The organism is Klebsiella sp. KE9456, assembly GCF_043832615.1.
Classification (GTDB): domain Bacteria; phylum Pseudomonadota; class Gammaproteobacteria; order Enterobacterales; family Enterobacteriaceae; genus Klebsiella; species Klebsiella indica.
On the sequence record NZ_JBDYQK010000011.1, the window covers coordinates 117,614 to 134,772 of the forward strand.

Annotated in this window: 14 protein-coding genes; 9 read left to right on the forward strand and 5 right to left on the reverse strand. The window is 56.1% G+C overall.

Features of this window, described 5'->3' with window-relative positions:
* Positions 1-66: 66 nt before the first annotated feature.
* A complete protein-coding gene (dld, locus tag ABK821_RS13200) occupies positions 67-1,809 on the reverse strand; it encodes a D-lactate dehydrogenase (protein WP_343179146.1) in 1,743 nt (580 codons plus the stop codon).
* Between the two features lie 286 nt (positions 1,810-2,095).
* On the opposite strand from dld, the gene bglX reads away from it, so the two are divergent.
* The 5 genes from bglX (at position 2,096) to ABK821_RS13225 (ending at position 8,342) form a co-directional block, all read left to right on the forward strand.
* The gene (gene bglX / locus ABK821_RS13205) at positions 2,096-4,393 is read left to right on the forward strand and encodes a beta-glucosidase BglX (RefSeq protein ID WP_138359972.1); all 2,298 of its coding nucleotides are present in this window, start codon (positions 2,096-2,098) and stop codon (positions 4,391-4,393) included.
* A gap of 206 nt (positions 4,394-4,599) precedes the next feature.
* Positions 4,600-5,517, forward strand: coding sequence for an ABC transporter substrate-binding protein (locus ABK821_RS13210; protein ID WP_138359971.1), 918 nt, complete (start codon positions 4,600-4,602; stop codon positions 5,515-5,517).
* Between the two features lie 6 nt (positions 5,518-5,523).
* Entirely contained in the window at positions 5,524-6,681 is a 1,158-nt protein-coding gene (locus tag ABK821_RS13215; RefSeq protein WP_138359970.1) for an ABC transporter permease, read from the forward strand.
* Positions 6,674-7,621, forward strand: a complete 948-nt coding sequence (locus ABK821_RS13220; RefSeq protein ID WP_138359969.1) for an ABC transporter ATP-binding protein — start codon at positions 6,674-6,676, stop codon at positions 7,619-7,621. The genes ABK821_RS13215 and ABK821_RS13220 overlap by 8 nt, the downstream gene beginning before the upstream one ends.
* Positions 7,605-8,342 (forward strand): ABC transporter permease, encoded by a 738-nt coding sequence (locus ABK821_RS13225; RefSeq protein WP_343179147.1) that lies wholly within the window; start codon positions 7,605-7,607, stop codon positions 8,340-8,342. The genes ABK821_RS13220 and ABK821_RS13225 overlap by 17 nt, the downstream gene beginning before the upstream one ends.
* Here ABK821_RS13225 and ABK821_RS13230 read toward each other — a convergent pair.
* Positions 8,317-8,430 carry a protein YohO gene (locus tag ABK821_RS13230; RefSeq protein WP_138359967.1) on the reverse strand — a complete coding sequence of 38 codons (114 nt, stop codon included), beginning with the start codon at positions 8,428-8,430 and terminating at the stop codon, positions 8,317-8,319. The genes ABK821_RS13225 and ABK821_RS13230 overlap by 26 nt on opposite strands.
* A 228-nt stretch (positions 8,431-8,658) precedes the next feature.
* Entirely contained in the window at positions 8,659-9,450 is a 792-nt protein-coding gene (locus ABK821_RS13235; protein ID WP_138359966.1) for a MerR family transcriptional regulator, read from the reverse strand.
* A 210-nt stretch (positions 9,451-9,660) separates the two neighbouring features.
* Between ABK821_RS13235 and ABK821_RS13240 the strand changes: the two genes are divergently transcribed.
* The 3 genes from ABK821_RS13240 to ABK821_RS13250 are packed head-to-tail and all read left to right on the forward strand — an operon-like array spanning position 9,661 to position 12,583.
* Positions 9,661-11,349, forward strand: a complete 1,689-nt coding sequence (locus ABK821_RS13240; protein WP_142502260.1) for a sensor histidine kinase — start codon at positions 9,661-9,663, stop codon at positions 11,347-11,349.
* Positions 11,343-12,062: a two-component system response regulator BtsR gene (btsR, locus tag ABK821_RS13245; protein ID WP_138359964.1), complete on the forward strand. Its 720-nt coding sequence runs from the start codon at positions 11,343-11,345 to the stop codon at positions 12,060-12,062. Before ABK821_RS13240 ends, btsR begins: the two co-directional genes overlap by 7 nt.
* Positions 12,063-12,115: 53 nt before the next feature.
* The gene (locus ABK821_RS13250) at positions 12,116-12,583 is read left to right on the forward strand and encodes a DUF1456 family protein (RefSeq protein WP_138359963.1); all 468 of its coding nucleotides are present in this window, start codon (positions 12,116-12,118) and stop codon (positions 12,581-12,583) included.
* 610 nt (positions 12,584-13,193) lie between these two features.
* Here the strand turns inward: ABK821_RS13250 and metG are convergent.
* Positions 13,194-15,227 (reverse strand): methionine--tRNA ligase, encoded by a 2,034-nt coding sequence (gene metG / locus ABK821_RS13255; protein ID WP_138359962.1) that lies wholly within the window; start codon positions 15,225-15,227, stop codon positions 13,194-13,196.
* Positions 15,228-15,379: 152 nt separating this feature from the next.
* Here metG and apbC point away from each other — a divergent pair, with 152 nt between their 5' ends.
* A complete protein-coding gene (apbC, locus tag ABK821_RS13260) occupies positions 15,380-16,489 on the forward strand; it encodes an iron-sulfur cluster carrier protein ApbC (protein WP_138359961.1) in 1,110 nt (369 codons plus the stop codon).
* Between the two features lie 221 nt (positions 16,490-16,710).
* On the opposite strand, the gene ABK821_RS13265 is transcribed toward apbC, so the two are convergent.
* The gene (locus ABK821_RS13265; protein ID WP_138359960.1) at positions 16,711-17,028 is read right to left on the reverse strand and encodes an RcnB family protein; all 318 of its coding nucleotides are present in this window, start codon (positions 17,026-17,028) and stop codon (positions 16,711-16,713) included.
* Positions 17,029-17,159 lie beyond the last annotated feature (131 nt).

The following is a 17,159-nucleotide window of genomic DNA, read 5'->3' on the forward strand; positions in this document are numbered from 1 at the left end:
AGAGGGGATTTCTCCGGCGTGCAGCGTAATACAGAAGATGCGCGGCTGAACAGCCCCTTTTGCGGATTATTGCGGATCGATCGCGCGCGCGGCATTCTCCTGGGATTCACCCCAATACTTTTGCTTACTGGTTTTGCCAATACCCGGATTCATGCTGTTGGTTGGATCGTTTTCACGGTAGAAGCGTTTTAAACTTTCCTGCGCTTCATAGAGGTGACCCACGTTATGCTCCGCCGGATACTGGGCGCCACGCGCTTGCAGCAGAGCCAACATTTTTTCCTTCAGCGCGTGGGCATCAACGCCTTTTTTCACAATGTAATCCTGATGGAAAACGTGGCACATAAAGTGGCCGTAATAGAGCTTATAAACCAACTGACTGTCGATCTCGGCGGGAAGATGCTCAAACCATTCGGTATCGTTACGACGCAGCGCAATATCCAGCGCCAGAATATCCTCTACTTCATCCGCATGCACCGCCTGATAGCGGATTGCCGCGCCTGCGGCGGCGAAACGGTGCAGGAAGGCTTTACTGCCTTCTTCGGCGCTACAGACGAAGAAATCGCCATCGGCGTGCTGGAAATAGTCGCTGAGCCAGGTTTGCGCTTCCTCGATGCCGTCTCCCGCCATTTTCAGCAACAGATGGTGTTCGTATTTATCACGCCAGGTTTTCATTCGTTCAGGCAGATGCGTCGGGAAGACGTGCCCCAGTTTTTGCATAAAGCGATCGGTGAAGTGCGGCTTAAACAGCGGTACTTTCTCCAGCATCGCGTCGGTACGGCCTTTCAATGTGAAAAAGAACGGCATTTTATCGGTGCCGAGCTTGTCAATCATCAGAAAGGTATCTTTGCCGTACTGCTCGGCAATATCGTAAATATCGCGGTGCATATACTCGCCCGCCACCGGCAGATGGTTAAATTCAGCCAGAATATGGCGACGAATTTCGGTCAGTACGTCAGGCTGATTGGTGCCGATATAAAACACCTGCTGGCGTTTTTCCGCCGGGAAGGTATCCAGACGCACGGCGAACACCGCCAGTTTCCCGGCGCAGCCTGAGGATTCAAACAGGCGGTCCGGGTCGGCATTGTAGCGCGCGGGCGTATCGGCATTGACGTCGCGCACACGAGTGACGTAGTCATGATCGTGAGCGTGACGGCCATCGTGATGAACGTCGTCATCGTTAATCCGCTCATCGTCAAGACGGCTGAGGATCTGTTCTGGCGTAGAGCCAAGATCGATACCCAGATGGTTGACCAGACTGAGTTTGCCGTTTTCATCAATCCGGGCGAACAGGGACATTTCGGTATAGGCGGGGCCGCGCTGAACCAGTGAGCCGCCGGAATTGTTGCAGATCCCGCCAATTACCGATGCGCCGATGCATGAAGAACCAATTACCGAATGGGGTTCGCGACCCAATGGTTTCAGGGCTTTTTCCAGTGAATAGAGCGTAGTGCCGGGGTAAGCCAGTACCTGTTCACCTTTATCCAGCAGATGCAGTTTATCCAGACGCAGCGTGCTGATAATGACGATTTCCCGGTCATAATCATTACCGTTCGGGGTTGAGCCTTCAGTAAGGCCGGTATTCGCCGCCTGCATCAGGATGATTTTATCGGCCTCAACGCAGGCATTCAGTATGCGCCACAGTTCCAGTAGCGTACCGGGAAACACCACCGCCAGCGCGTCGCCCTGGCCGGAGCGGAATCCTTTGCGATAGCGCTGGGTTTTAGCCGGATCGGTCAACAGATGAGACGCGCCGACCAGTCGGGTGAGTTCAGCCAGAAAGGCGTTGTTATTTGTTGTCGCAGATGACATGTTCCACTCCTTGTGGTGGTACAAGATAATCACGAATAAAGCCATCCATTAGGGCTATTTTGTTTGTCATTCTGAACCAGAGCCGGGCTCAAAATGACGGCACGAATAACGCCTGCTGAATAGGCTATTAAGAATAGCGCTTTGTATGACAATTTGATGCATGAATGTTATGAAAAATCAGAGAAGCGTGCGCGCTTTCTACAGGCGCCTGGTTTATGTTTATGGCAAACTGCGGTTTTTGTTATCTTTTCGCCGAAATATTTGGCTGTAACAATAAGGGGTTAAAATGAAGTGGCTCTGTACTGTAGGCGTCGCGGTCGGTCTGACGCTGCAACCCGCGCTGGCGGATGAACTGTTCGGCAATCATCCCTTAACACCGCAGGCGCGGGATGCGTTTGTGACCAAACTGCTGGCGAAAATGACGGTGGATGAAAAAATCGGTCAGCTGCGCTTAATTAGCGTCGGGCCGGATAACCCGAAAGACGCTATCCGCGAAATGATCAAAGAGGGTCAGGTGGGGGCGATTTTTAACACCGTGACCCGCCATGATATCCGTATTATGCAGGACCAGGTGATGGCGCTCAGCCGCCTGAAAATTCCGCTGTTTTTCGCTTATGATGTGCTGCACGGCCAGCGTACCGTCTTTCCTATCAGCCTCGGTTTAGCCTCCTCGTTTGATCTTGATGCGGTTAAAACCGTCGGGCGGGTATCGGCGTATGAAGCCGCCGACGATGGCCTGAATATGACCTGGGCGCCGATGGTCGATGTTTCCCGCGATCCTCGCTGGGGACGGGTGTCGGAAGGCTTCGGGGAAGACACATATCTGACCACCGTGATGGGCAGGGCGATGGTGGAGTCGATGCAGGGGAAAAGTCCGGCGGATCGCTACTCAGTGATGACCAGCGTCAAGCACTTTGCCGCCTATGGCGCGGTCGAGGGCGGCAAAGAGTACAACACCGTCGACATGAGTCCGCAGCGCCTGTTCAACGACTATATGCCACCGTACAAAGCGGGGCTGGATGCGGGAAGCGGGGCGGTGATGGTGGCGCTTAACTCGCTCAACGGCACACCGGCGACTTCCGACGCCTGGCTGCTGAAAGATGTTTTGCGTGACCAGTGGGGCTTTAAGGGCATTACCGTTTCCGACCACGGGGCCATCAAAGAGCTGATCAAACACGGCGTGGCCTCCGATCCGCAAGACGCGGTACGTGTGGCGCTGAATGCTGGCATTAACATGAGCATGAGCGACGAGTACTACAGCAAATATCTGCCGGGGCTGGTGAAGTCCGGCAAGGTGACGATGGCGGAGCTGGACGACGCCACCCGCCATGTGCTGAATGTGAAATATGATATGGGCCTGTTTAACGACCCGTATAGCCACCTGGGGCCAAAAGGCTCCGACCCGCAGGATACTAACGCCGAAAGCCGTCTGCATCGCAAAGAAGCGCGTGAAGTGGCGCGCGAGAGTCTGGTGTTGCTGAAAAATCGTCTTGAGACGCTGCCGCTGAAAAAGTCGGGCACGATCGCGGTGGTGGGGCCGTTGGCTGACAGCAAGCGCGATATGATGGGCAGTTGGTCGGCGGCGGGCGTTGCCGATCAGTCAGTAACCGTGCTGACCGGCATGCGTAATGCGCTGGGCGATAAAGGCAAAATTATTTATGCCCGAGGCGCCAATATCACCAATGATAAAGGCATCGTCGACTTCCTCAATCTGTATGAGAAAGCGGTGCAGGTCGACCCGCGTTCGCCGCAGACGATGATCGACGAAGCGGTGGCGGCGGCGAAGCAGTCCGACGTGGTGGTCGCCGTGGTTGGCGAAGCGCAGGGCATGGCGCACGAAGCCTCCAGCCGCACCGACATCAGGCTACCGCAAAGCCAGCGCGATCTGATTAGCGCCCTGAAGGCCACCGGTAAGCCGTTAGTGCTGGTGCTGATGAACGGGCGTCCGCTGGCGCTGGTGAAAGAGGATCAACAGGCCGATGCGATCCTCGAAACCTGGTTTGCCGGTACCGAAGGCGGCAACGCCATTGCCGATGTGTTGTTCGGCGATTATAACCCGTCGGGCAAGCTGCCGATGTCCTTCCCTCGCTCGGTCGGGCAAATCCCCGTGTATTACAGTCATCTCAATACCGGTCGCCCGTATAATCCCGATAAACCGAACAAGTACACCTCGCGCTATTTTGATGAGGCTAACGGTCCGCTCTATCCGTTTGGTTACGGTCTGAGCTACACCACCTTTAAGGTTTCCGATGTCAGGATGTCGTCACCCACCATGCCGCGCAATGGCAGCGTTACCGCCAGCGTGCAGGTGACCAACACCGGTAAGCGCGAAGGGGCGACGGTGATTCAGCTCTATCTGCAGGATGTTACCGCGTCCATGAGCCGTCCGGTGAAAATGCTGCGCGGCTTTAAAAAGGTGATACTCAAGCCGGGCGAGACGCAAACCGTCAGCTTCCCGATTGACATCAATGCGCTGAAGTTCTGGAACCAGCAGATGAAGTACGATGCCGAGCCGGGCAAATTCAATGTGTTCGTCGGCGTTGATTCCGCTCGCGTTAAGCAGAGCGAATTTGAACTGCTGTAATTGCGCAGCCGGACGATAACGATGAGGCGGCTGCGTAAAGGCGTTAGCCGCCATCCGGCAGAAATAGCAGCAAGTATCGAATCCGGCTTTGTCATCACTCTCAGGGGGGGAATTAACCGACCTTTTCTTTTTCCGCGATGCCGCAAATGAACTACGCTTTTTCTTAAGCTTCTGTTAATGGAGCGCGAATTCAAGAGAGGCGGGGAATGATGCAGGCAAAAAAATGGTCAGCTCTGCTGGCGCTGATGGCCCTGATAAGCATGCCGCTCCAGGCGGCGGAGCCGGTTAAAGTCGGCTCGAAAATCGATACCGAAGGGGCGCTGCTCGGCAATATTATTTTGCTGGTACTGGAAAACCACGGCGTGAAAACGGTCAATAAAATCCAGCTTGGCACAACACCCGTAGTGCGCGGGGCGATAACCGCCGGTGAACTCGACATTTACCCTGAATATACCGGCAACGGCGCCTTTTTCTTTAAAGAGGAAAACGATCCGGCATGGAAAAACGCGCGGCAGGGTTATGAAAAAGTCAAAAAACTGGATGCGGAAAAGAATAAGCTTATCTGGCTGACGCCGGCTCCGGCCAATAATACCTGGACCATCGCCGTGCGTCAGGATCTGGCGGCAAAAAATCATCTCACCTCGTTAAGCGACCTTGCCAGCTATCTGCAAAAAGGCGGTGAGTTTAAGCTGGCTGCTTCGGCCGAATTTATCGAACGTCCGGACGCGCTTCCGGCGTTTGAAAAAGCCTATCACTTTAAGCTTCGGCAAAACCAACTGCTGTCGCTGGCGGGCGGCGATACGGCGCTGACTATCAAAGCGGCGGCGCAGCAAACCTCCGGGGTGAATGCGGCGATGGCTTACGGTACCGATGGCCCGGTCTCTGCCCTGGGGTTGCAAACCCTGAGCGACCCGAAAGGCGTGCAGCCGATTTATGCTCCAGCCCCGGTCGTGCGTGAAGCGGTGCTGGAGGCCTATCCGCAGATAGCCGAATGGCTACAGCCGGTGTTCGCCAGCCTTGACGAAAAAACGCTGCAACAACTGAATGCGAGTATTGCGGTGGAGGGCCAGGATGCGAAGAGGGTCGCTGCCAGCTATCTGCAACAAAAAGGGCTGCTAAAGTAGGCCCGCGTGACGATTCGCTGCTATAACCGGGTTGCGCTGCTGCTGGCGCTGTTACTGCTGCTGGTGATGGCGCTGCCATTTATCAATTATGCGCCCAATCGGCTGTTATCCGGCGAGGGGCGCTGGCTGTGGCAGGTCAGTTCGTGGCTGGCAGGCGTACAGGCGGCGGTTGCGCTACTCGCGGTGCTGCTGTGCTGGTGTCCCGGACGCTTTCCACCGTTGCTTATTTTTCTGCTGGCGGAGATGCTGCTGCCGCTCTTGCTGTGGGGTGCCGGAAAAAGCGCGCTGCTATTGGAACAGAGCGGTTCTCCTCTGGCGCGCACCTCTCCCGGCAGTGGTCTGTGGCTGGCGCTGGCGTTCTGTCTGCTTATCGCCAGCGACGCTGTTCGCCGCATGACGCGCCGTACGCTATGGCGCTGGCTGTTGAATGCGCAAATCTGGCTGCTGCCCGCTCTGCTGCTCTGGCTGGGTACTCTCAATGGGCTCTCCTTACTTAAAGAATACGCCAATCGTCGCGATGTTTTTGACAATGCGCTGTATCAGCATCTGACGCTGCTGTTCGGCACTCTGCTGCCGGGGCTGCTGATTAGCCTGCCTGTTGGCGTTTGGCTCTGGCGGTATCCCGGCTGGCAATCGACGGTATTTGCTGTACTCAACGTTATTCAGACCATTCCCTCCATTGCATTGTTTGGCCTGCTTATCGCGCCGTTGGCCGGGTTAGCCCGTCAGTTTCCGTCGCTGGCGCAACTTGGCGTGTCCGGGACCGGCACAGCCCCCGCATTGATCGCCCTGGTTCTGTATGCGCTATTGCCGCTGGTTCGCGGCGTGGTTACCGGCCTGCAACAGGTGCCGCGGGAAGCGCTGGAGAGCGCTCTGGCGATGGGTATGAGCGCTCTCCAGCGTTTTTATCAGATACAGCTCCCGCTGGCATTGCCCGTATTGTTGCGCAGCCTGCGGGTCGTCAGCGTGCAAACCGTCGGTATGGCGGTGGTGGCGGCCCTGATTGGGGCGGGCGGTTTCGGGGCGCTGGTTTTCCAGGGGCTGCTCAGCAGCGCGCTGGATCTGGTTTTGCTGGGTGTGATCCCCACTATCGCGCTGGCGGTGGTGGTCGATGCGCTATTCGCGCTGTGGGGTGCGCTACTGAAAGGAGAGGTCAGTGATTGAATTCGACGGCGTTAACAAAGCCTTTGCCGGACAGCCTGCGGTGAAAAACCTTAATCTGCATCTGCGCGAGGGGGCATTTTCAGTGTTGATCGGCACCTCCGGCTCGGGGAAATCAACCACGCTGAAGATGATTAATCGTCTGGTGGAGCACGATAGCGGCGCTATCCGTTTCGCCGGGCAGGATATTCGCCAACAACCGGTTCTCGAACTGCGCCGTAGAATGGGTTACGCCATTCAGTCCATCGGTCTGTTTCCCCACTGGACGGTGGCGCAGAACATTGCCACCGTCCCGCAGTTGCAAAAGTGGTCGCGGCAGAAAACGCAGCGACGAGTTGATGAGCTGATGGCATTGTTGGGGCTGGAGCCACAACTGCGCGAACGCTATCCGCACCAGTTGTCCGGCGGTCAGCAGCAGCGTGTCGGCGTGGCCCGCGCGCTGGCGGCTAATCCGCAAGTGTTGCTAATGGATGAACCCTTTGGCGCGCTTGACCCGGTCACCCGTGAAGCCTTACAGCAGGAGATGATTCGCATTCATCGCCTGCTGGGACGGACGATTGTGCTGGTAACCCACGATATCGATGAGGCCCTGCGGTTGGCGGATCATCTGGTGCTGATGGATGGCGGCGAAGTCGTGCAGCAGGGCGAACCGCTGCAGATGCTTCTGCAACCGAAGAATTCGTTTGTGCGAACCTTCTTTGGTCGTAGCGAGCTGGGGGTGCGTCTGCTGTCGCTGCGTCGGGTGGGCGACTACCTGCGCCGCGACGAGCGTCTGAAGGGAGACGCCTTAAGCGTGGTGATGACTCTGCGCGAGGCGCTGTCGCAGTTCGTCGCCCGCCGTTGTGAGGCGCTACCAGTAGTCGATGAACAGGGGCAAGCCTGCGGGACGCTGCATTTTGCCGACCTGCTACGCGAGGAGGTCCGGCGTGAAAGTTCTGCATGATCCGCTGCTGTGGCTTACGGCCATGTTTGTCGTCTTGTTGCTGGTATTGCCCTACAGCGCGCCGCTGTTCAGCACGCTGTTTCCGCAATTGCCGCGCCCGGTTTACCAGCAGGAGAGCTTTGTCTCACTGACGCTGGCGCACTTTTGGCTGGTGGCGCTCTCCAGCCTGTCCGCTACGGTAGCGGGCGTCGGGGGCGGGATTGCGGTGACGCGCCCGGCAGGCCAGGAGTTTCGACCGCTGGTGGAGACCATCGCTGCGATGGGACAGACATTTCCACCGGTGGCTGTGCTGGCGATTGCGGTTCCGGTGATGGGATTTGGCTGGCAGCCTGCGCTGATTGCTTTGGCGTTGTATGGCATATTGCCGGTTTTGCAGGGTACGCTGGCCGGGTTGGGCGCGGTGCCGTCAGGGGTATTAACTATCGCTCAGGGGATGGGGATGAGCGGCTGGCAGAGGCTGATAAAAGTGGAGCTGCCGCTGGCGGCGCCAGTGATGCTGGCCGGTATTCGTACATCAACCATCGTGAATATTGGCACGGCGACCATCGTTTCAACGGTAGGCGCGGACACGCTCGGTACGCCGATTGTTATCGGTCTGAGCGGGTTTAATACCGCTTATGTCATCCAGGGGGCGCTGCTGGTGGCGCTGGCGGCGATTATCGTCGACCGTGGCTTTGAGCGGCTGAATCGGCGAATCAGCCGACACCGCCGCGAACAATAAACGAGTAACCGGCCAGCATAACGCCGCCAATCCCGCCGATGGCCATAACTAAGAACAGAGTGATGACCGCAATTTTCGCTGGCTTCATATTAGGCTCCTGATGTTAACGCAGGGATTATACGGTGAAGCGCAGGTGTTAATAAAACATTAATTGCTTTTTAGCGCCTATCCCACCAGGCGTTATTGGCGCAGCCAGTTTGAATACGGCCAGCGGGGAAGAACCGGAGCGTACACGTAGTACGTGAGGATTCTGAGCACTGCCCGGGTTCAAAATGACAAGCAAAATAGCCCTAATGGGATAGGCTCTTAGCTACGGTCATCTTCCCGGCGGAACTGCGTCGGGCAACGCATACGTACGATCTGCGGGAGAGGTTGCCGTCGCGTTATTCAGCCAGATAACCTGACGCTGTTGCTCCCAGAGACACATTTGATTGACCTGAGCGCTACAGGGGGCGTCGCCGCACCAGATCATTAATGTGCTGTCGGGAAAAAGCTCCGGGCGAATCTGGGTCAGCGAATGGGCAAGGATATCCACCCGCCAGCCTTGCTCGCAGGCTATCCACCCCTCCAGCCACAGCCGGGTAATATCATTCACATTCCAGCCGATCACCAGCGCATGGCTGCCTGTGTGTTTTGCGGCGCCAGAAAGATGGCAGGCGACATGAGTAATCAGAATACCATCAAGAATACCCCGCAACGCCCGCAGCGCCGGCTGCGGGCTAAGCAGACGCTGGCGCAGCGGATTAATCAGATGCTTAACCAGCGTGTGCGCTGATTCACTGTGGTTGCGCTCTTTCAGCCACATGCGCAAACGATGATAGCTGCCATTTTGCAGATAGCCGAGCAGGATCTCTTGCTGGGCGCGCCAGCCATCGGCGATCTCCTGTTCGCTGTCCATCAACAGCGTTTTCACTTTCCCGACCTGAACGCCGGAATCGATCCAGCGCTTAATTTCGCGAATGCGGTCAATCTCATGATCGTTGAATAAGCGATGACCGCCATCGGTGCGCTGAGGTTTCAATAATCCATAGCGCCGCTGCCAGGCGCGTAACGTGACGGGATTGATGTCGCAAAGCTGCGCGACTTCGCCGATTGTATAAAGCGCCATTTTTTCCTCCCGCGCTGTTCTCCTGCATTAACTGTAGAAGCTGTTGGCTGAAAGCGACAATTTTGCTTATTTTTTGTCCAGAAAAGGACGGGGCTGGCAGCAAGAAATGTGATCGTTACCCTGAATTATCATTTTCTTGTATTGCTTCAAAGAAAGTTATTACCGGGCAGTGTATGTTACGCGCTTTCAGGCGAAGTGTGGTTTGCGGGTATGTACGAGTTTGATCTGGTGTTGCTGCTGCTTCAGCAGATGTGTGTGTTTTTGGTCATTGCCTGGCTGATGAGCAAAACGCGGCTGTTCATCCCTCTGATGCAGGTCACCGTTCGCCTGCCGCACAAATTACTCTGTTACGTCACCTTTTCCATTTTCTGCATCCTGGGCACCTACTTCGGTTTGCATATCGAAGACTCCATTGCCAATACGCGCGCGATTGGCGCAGTGATGGGGGGGCTGCTCGGTGGCCCGGTGGTCGGTGGACTGGTGGGGCTGACTGGCGGGCTGCATCGCTATTCGCTGGGGGGCATGACGGCGCTGAGCTGCATGGTCTCCACTATCGTCGAAGGCCTGCTCGGCGGGCTGGTGCACAGTATTCTGGTGAAGCGCGGACGGCCAGATAAAGTCTTCAGCCCGCTTACTGCCGGCGCGATTACCTTCTTTGCCGAATCGGTGCAAATGCTGATTATTCTGCTTATCGCCCGCCCCTTCGCCGACGCTCTGCATCTGGTGCAGAGCATTGCCGCGCCGATGATGGTCACCAATACCGTCGGGGCGGCGCTGTTTATGCGCATTCTGCTCGATAAGCGGGCGATGTTTGAAAAATATACCTCGGCATTCTCGGCCACGGCGCTAAAAGTTGCCGCTTCGACGGAAGGTATCCTGCGTCAGGGGTTTAACGAAGAAAACAGTATGAAAGTCGCGCAGGTACTGATCCAGGAACTGGATATTGGCGCGGTGGCAATAACCGATCGTGACAAGCTGCTGGCATTTACCGGGATCGGCGACGATCACCATCTGCCCGGTAAGCCGATTTCCTCCTCGTATACCCAAAAGGCGATTGATACCGGCGAAGTGGTCTATGCTGACGGTAATGAAGTGCCTTACCGCTGCTCGATTCATCCCGGCTGCAAACTGGGTTCCACGCTGGTTATTCCACTGCGCGGCGAGAATCAGCGGGTGATTGGCACCATTAAGCTCTATGAAGCGAAAAATCGTCTGTTTAGTTCTATTAACCGGACGCTGGGGGAGGGCATCGCGCAGTTGCTGTCGGCGCAGATCCTGGCCGGACAGTATGAGCGGCAGAAAGCGTTGCTGACGCAGTCGGAAATTAAGCTGCTGCACGCCCAGGTGAACCCACACTTCCTGTTCAACGCGTTGAATACGCTAAAAGCAGTGATTCGTCGTGACAGCGACCAGGCCGGACAACTGGTGCAGTATCTGTCGACCTTCTTCCGCAAAAACCTGAAACGGCCTGCGGAAATCGTCACCCTGGCGGATGAAATTGAACATGTGAACGCCTATTTACAGATCGAAAAAGCGCGTTTCCAGGCCAATTTACATATTCAGATGCTGGTACCCGACGCGCTGGCGCAGCATCAGTTGCCGGCGTTTACGCTGCAGCCGATTGTCGAAAACGCCATTAAGCACGGGACGTCGCAGCATCTCGGCGTCGGGGAAATTACCATTCGCGCCAGTCAGCATGAGCGCTGGCTGCAGCTGGATATTGAAGATAACGCCGGGTTGTATCAGGACAAACCTGGCGCTAGCGGGCTGGGCATGAACCTGGTCGACCGGCGGCTGCGGGCGCGCTTCGGAGTCGATTGCGGGATCTCCGTTACCTGTGAGCCGGAGTGTTTTACCCGCGTCACGCTGCGGCTGCCTCTGGAGGAGAACGCATGTTAAAAGTATTGATTGTCGACGATGAACCGCTGGCGCGTGAAAATTTGCGTATTCTACTGGAGGCACAGCCGGATATTGAGATTGTCGGCGAGTGTGGCAATGCCGTCGAGGCGATTGGGGCAGTGCATAAACTGCGTCCGGACGTTCTGTTTCTGGATATTCAGATGCCGCGAATCAGTGGGCTGGAGATGGTCGGGATGCTCGACCCTGAGCATCGGCCCTATATCGTGTTTCTCACCGCTTTTGATGAGTATGCGGTTAAAGCATTCGAAGAGCATGCGTTTGATTATTTGCTTAAACCGATTGAGTCCGGGAGGCTGGAAAAAACGCTGGCTCGCCTGCGCCAGGAGCGCAGCCTGCAGGATATGACCGTTCTCGACGATACCCAGCAGGCGCTAAAATATATTCCCTGCACCGGCCACAGTCGGATCTGGTTACTGCAGATGGAAGACGTGGCTTTTGTCAGCAGTCGGATGAGCGGTATTTACGTGACTGACAGCGAAGGGAAGGAAGGATTTACCGAACTGACCCTGCGCACGCTGGAGAACCGTACACCACTCTTGCGTTGCCATCGCCAGTATCTGGTCAATATGGCCCATCTTAAGGAGATCCGCCTTGAAGAGAACGGTCAGGCGGAGCTGCTGATGCGCGCCGGGCATACAGTACCGGTCAGTCGCCGCTATCTGAAAAGCCTGAAAGAGGCGATCGGGCTGTAAAACGGCGGAATCGTGATAGACTTAGCGCCAGAATTTTTCATCATGAAGGCATTATGATCAGTAACGATATCTTACGTAGCCTGCGCTACACCCTGAAAAGCAATAATAGCGGCCTGGTGCGCATTTTTGCGCTGGCGGATACGCCGGTCAGCGCGGAGCAACTGGTACCCTGGCTGAAAAAAGAAGACGAAGAGGGGTTTGCGCGCTGCCCGGATATCGTGTTGTCGGGTTTTCTTAACGGCCTGATTTACGACAAACGCGGTAAAGATGATGCCGCGCCGCCGCTGGCGCTCGATCGCCGGGTGAATAATAATATCGTGCTGAAAAAACTGCGCATCGCCTTCTCTCTGAAGACAGATGACATTCTCGCTATTCTTACCCAACAGAAATTTCGTGTCGCCATGCCGGAAATTACCGCGATGATGCGCGCCCCAGAGCATAAAAACTTTCGTGAGTGCGGCGATCAGTTCCTGCGTTATTTTCTGCGCGGGTTGAGCGAGCGCGAGCACGCGAAGCCGTAACCGGCATCTGGCCCCAGGCCAGAAAGAGGACGTTAAACGGTGGGTTGTGGAGAAAGTGGCGCATATTTGCTTTTCCCATTTGATTCAGTGTGCTGTTCCGTTCACCGTCAGTACGAGGATATATGCCATCCCCGCAGTCTGTGAACGGCATGGGGGCGTTTCGCTCGCCCCCATGACCCCCGGCATTGCGCTGAAAACCTGCCGCTGCGCGGTCCGCTCCACTCCGGCTTCATCTGGCGGACCGGGCGGGACTCGACGCTACTCGTCCCATCCCTGGGACTCGCCCCTCCGGAGCCAGCGCAAGCGTTGTTCAAAATTGCTCCCGGCAATTTTGTCCCTGTCTCGACCCGCCCTCTGGCCGCCGTCCTAGCGGCCAGTCCTGGATGCGCGCCTGCGTTCCCGCCAGGTTTCCTTGATGCGCCCACCCCCCCTGCGGTGAGCCAACAATCAATCTGTTACTCTCCCGGCGCTGTAGGCCATAAAAAACCGACGATACCGTCAGTCCTGTCACCCCATCAGGCCGTTCGCTAAAACCACCCGAATAAAGAAAGTGAGGTATTTTAGAATAGATAAATAAAAAAACGCTGCCGGAGCAGCGCTTTATGCAGTATTACTTAACCTGCTGACCTGGCTGTGCGCCGCTGTCCGGGCTCAAGAGGAAAATATCTTTTCCGCCAGGCCCGGCGGCCATCACCATACCCTCCGACATACCGAAGCGCATTTTACGCGGCGCCAGGTTGGCGACCATCACCGTCAGACGGCCAATCAGAACCTGCGGGTCCGGGTAGGCGGAGCGGATACCGGAGAAGACGTTACGCTTCTCGCCGCCGAGATCCAGCGTCAGGCGCAGCAGCTTGTCGGAACCGTCTACAAACTCAGCGTTTTCAATCAGCGCGATACGCATATCCACTTTGGCGAAATCGTCAAAACTGATGGTTTCCTGAATCGGATCTTCCGCCAGCGGGCCGCTTACCGGCGCTGACAGCGCTTTCACTTCCTCTTTCGACGCGTCAACCAGCGCCTCAACCTGCTTCATCTCAATGCGGTTATACAGCGCCTTGAAAGTATTGATCTTATGGCCGAGCAGCGGCTGCTGGATAGCATCCCAGCTTAGTTCGCTATTGAGGAACGCTTCGGCGCGCGCCGCCAGCTGCGGGAGAACCGGCTTCAGCCAGGTCATCAGCACGCGGAACATGTTCAGGCCCATGGTGCAGATGGCCTGCAGGTCGGCATCGCGGCCTTCCTGTTTGGCGACAACCCACGGGGCCTGCTCATCAACGTAGCGGTTCGCGACGTCGGCCAGCGCCATGATCTCGCGGATGGCTTTACCGAACTCACGGCTCTCCCAGGCTTCGCCAATGGTGGCCGCCGCGTCGGTGAAGGTCTTGTACAACGCCGGATCGGCCAGCTCAGCGGACAGCACGCCGTCGAAACGTTTATTGATAAAACCGGCGTTACGCGATGCCAGGTTAACCACTTTATTGACGATGTCGGCGTTCACACGCTGGACGAAATCTTCCAGATTCAGGTCGATGTCATCAATACGCGAGGAGAGCTTGGCGGTGTAGTAGTAGCGCAGGCTATCGGCGTCAAAATGGTTTAGCCAGGTACTGGCCTTAATAAAGGTACCGCGTGACTTGGACATCTTCGCGCCGTTGACCGTCACGTAGCCGTGCACGAACAGGTTGGTCGGCTTGCGGAAATTGCTGCCTTCCAGCATGGCTGGCCAGAACAGGCTGTGGAAGTAGACGATATCTTTGCCGATAAAGTGATACAGCTCGGTGCTGGAGTCTTTTTTCCAGTATTCATCGAAGCGGGTGGTATCGCCGCGCTTATCGCACAGGTTCTTGAAGGAACCCATATAGCCAATCGGCGCGTCCAGCCAGACGTAGAAATATTTGCCCGGCGCGTTGGGGATTTCGAAGCCGAAGTACGGCGCGTCGCGGGAGATATCCCACTGCTGCAGGCCGGATTCGAACCACTCCTGCATTTTATTCGCCACCTGCTCCTGCAGCGCGCCGCTGCGGGTCCACGCCTGCAGCATGTCGCTGAATGATGGCAGATCGAAGAAGAAGTGCTCGGAGTCGCGCATCACCGGCGTGGCGCCGGAAACCACCGATTTCGGCTCGATAAGCTCGGTCGGACTGTAGGTCGCGCCGCACACCTCGCAGTTGTCGCCGTACTGATCCGGAGATTTACATTTCGGGCAGGTGCCTTTGACGAAACGGTCCGGCAGGAACATGCCTTTTTCCGGATCGTAGAGCTGAGAGATGGTGCGATTCTTGATGAAACCATTCTCTTTCAGGCGCGTGTAGATAAGCTCCGACAGCTCGCGGTTTTCCTCGCTGTGCGTGGAGTGATAGTTATCATAGCTGATGTCGAAGCCAGCAAAGTCGGTCTGATGCTCCTGACTCATTTCGCCAATCATCTGCTCCGGCGTGATGCCGAGCTGTTGCGCTTTCAGCATGATCGGCGTGCCGTGAGCGTCGTCGGCGCAGATGAAGTTGACTTCGTGGCCGCGCATTCGCTGGTAACGGACCCAGACATCAGCCTGGATGTGCTCCAGCATGTGGCCGAGGTGGATTGAGCCGTTTGCGTACGGCAGCGCGCACGTTACCAGAATTTTCTTCGCGACTTGAGTCATAGTGGGGATTACATCTTCTATTGTAAAAAGGGGGTTTGATGTTACCGCAAAGGCAATAATTTGGTAAGCCCAAAGCTTATTGTGGGGGAATTATTCCCTTTGGGGTAAACTTAAGCGGCAAGATTCAACTCACAATAACAAAAGGAGTCGGGATGAGTTCGCAAATCCTGGGCAAATCCCCCGAACGTCTACGCGCGATGGTCGCCGGGACCCTGGCCAATTTCCAGCACCCAACCCTGAAACATAACCTCACCACCTTGAAGGCGCTGCATCACGTCGCCTGGCTGGATGAAACCGTACATATCGAAATTCAGATGCCGTTTGTCTGGCATAGCGCATTTGAAACGTTAAAAGAGCAGTGCAGCGCGGAGCTACTGCGTATTACCGGGGCGAAAGCCATCGACTGGAAGCTGACGCACAGTATCGCGACCCTTCAGCGGGTGAAAAACCAGCCCGGTATCAACGGTGTGAAAAATATCATCGCCATCAGTTCGGGCAAAGGTGGGGTGGGCAAATCGTCCACGGCGGTCAACCTGGCGCTGGCGCTGGCGGCGGAAGGGGCGAAAGTCGGACTGCTGGATGCCGATATTTACGGCCCCTCGATCCCGACCATGCTTGGCGCGGAAGACCAGCGTCCGACCTCGCCGGACGGCACCCATATGGCGCCGATTATGAAATTTGGTCTCGCCACCAACTCCATCGGTTATCTGGTGACCGACGACAACGCCATGGTGTGGCGCGGCCCGATGGCCAGTAAAGCACTGATGCAGATGTTGCAGGAAACATTATGGCCGGATCTTGATTATCTGGTGCTGGATATGCCGCCAGGCACCGGCGACATTCAGCTGACGCTGGCGCAGAACATTCCGGTAACCGGCGCGGTCGTGGTCACCACGCCGCAGGATATCGCGCTGATTGACGCCAAAAAAGGCATCGTGATGTTTGAAAAAGTCGACGTGCCGGTGCTGGGTATCGTGGAAAACATGAGCGTGCATATTTGCAGCAACTGCGGCCACCACGAACCTATCTTCGGTACCGGCGGCGCGCAAAAGCTGGCGGAAAAATACCACACTCAGCTGCTGGGCCAGTTGCCGCTGCATATCACTCTGCGTGAAGATCTCGACAAAGGCACGCCGACGGTGGTGGCGCGTCCGGAAAGCGAGTTTACCGAAATTTATCGCCAACTGGCAGACCGCGTCGCGGCGCAGTTGTACTGGCAAGGGGAAGTGATCCCCGGCGAGATCGCCTTCCGCGCGGTGTAATTCTCTTATCATGCTGAACCGTGCGGTGTTTTGCAGCGCACGGTTTTTTTATACGCATCGCAAGAAAGTTATGCCGATCGGCCAGGTCAGTACCGGGATGTTAATGTTATTGCAGGGCGCGGATAATAATGACGCTTATCGTTGCTATAGCGTGATGTTTTTATCCGCTGAAAAAAGCCGCAGCACGCCAGCGGCAGAGATGGCGCGCTGGCGAGTGGATGTTAACGATGGTAGAAAATCTCGCCATCATAGATTTTGAGGATTTTTCCCCCGGTATCGGTAATCAGTACGTAGCTCCCGCCCATATAAGTCCAGTGAGTACCGGCATCAGGCGCCGGAAGATTGCGCAACTGCCACTGCTTTATATTATATTCTGGCGTGAGGTACAGCGGCGGTACGGTATCGCCGATGCGGAATTGTTTGAAGTCTGCGGTAACGCCATCCAGCGCATATTTCTGTATCGCGCTGTCGGTAGCAGCCCATGCTCCACTCGTGCAGGCCAAGAGTACGCCCAGAAGCATCATTTTTGTTTTACGCATAATATCCTCATTATTATCCTGGACACAAAATCGCAGCCCCGTATCATTCCCGATGCATGAAGCAAATGGCAAGTGTTTGAGTGCTTAAAAGTGTAAGTAAACGGTGATGCACTGACGATTTTTGGGCGAAT

What these genes read in the sequence shown, in the direction of transcription:
- apbC (WP_138359961.1), top strand. Translation starts at nt 15,380, where the DNA reads ATGAGTTCGCAAATCCTGGGCAAATCCCCCGAACGTCTACGCGCGATG.
- bglX (WP_138359972.1), top strand. Translation starts at nt 2,096, where the DNA reads ATGAAGTGGCTCTGTACTGTAGGCGTCGCGGTCGGTCTGACGCTGCAA.
- ABK821_RS13250 (WP_138359963.1), top strand. Translation starts at nt 12,116, where the DNA reads ATGATCAGTAACGATATCTTACGTAGCCTGCGCTACACCCTGAAAAGC.
- ABK821_RS13230 (WP_138359967.1), bottom strand. Translation starts at nt 8,430, where the DNA reads ATGAAGCCAGCGAAAATTGCGGTCATCACTCTGTTCTTAGTTATGGCC.
- dld (WP_343179146.1), bottom strand. Translation starts at nt 1,809, where the DNA reads ATGTCATCTGCGACAACAAATAACAACGCCTTTCTGGCTGAACTCACC.
- metG (WP_138359962.1), bottom strand. Translation starts at nt 15,227, where the DNA reads ATGACTCAAGTCGCGAAGAAAATTCTGGTAACGTGCGCGCTGCCGTAC.
- ABK821_RS13265 (WP_138359960.1), bottom strand. Translation starts at nt 17,028, where the DNA reads ATGCGTAAAACAAAAATGATGCTTCTGGGCGTACTCTTGGCCTGCACG.
- ABK821_RS13235 (WP_138359966.1), bottom strand. Translation starts at nt 9,450, where the DNA reads ATGGCGCTTTATACAATCGGCGAAGTCGCGCAGCTTTGCGACATCAAT.
- ABK821_RS13210 (WP_138359971.1), top strand. Translation starts at nt 4,600, where the DNA reads ATGATGCAGGCAAAAAAATGGTCAGCTCTGCTGGCGCTGATGGCCCTG.
- btsR (WP_138359964.1), top strand. Translation starts at nt 11,343, where the DNA reads ATGTTAAAAGTATTGATTGTCGACGATGAACCGCTGGCGCGTGAAAAT.
- ABK821_RS13240 (WP_142502260.1), top strand. Translation starts at nt 9,661, where the DNA reads ATGTACGAGTTTGATCTGGTGTTGCTGCTGCTTCAGCAGATGTGTGTG.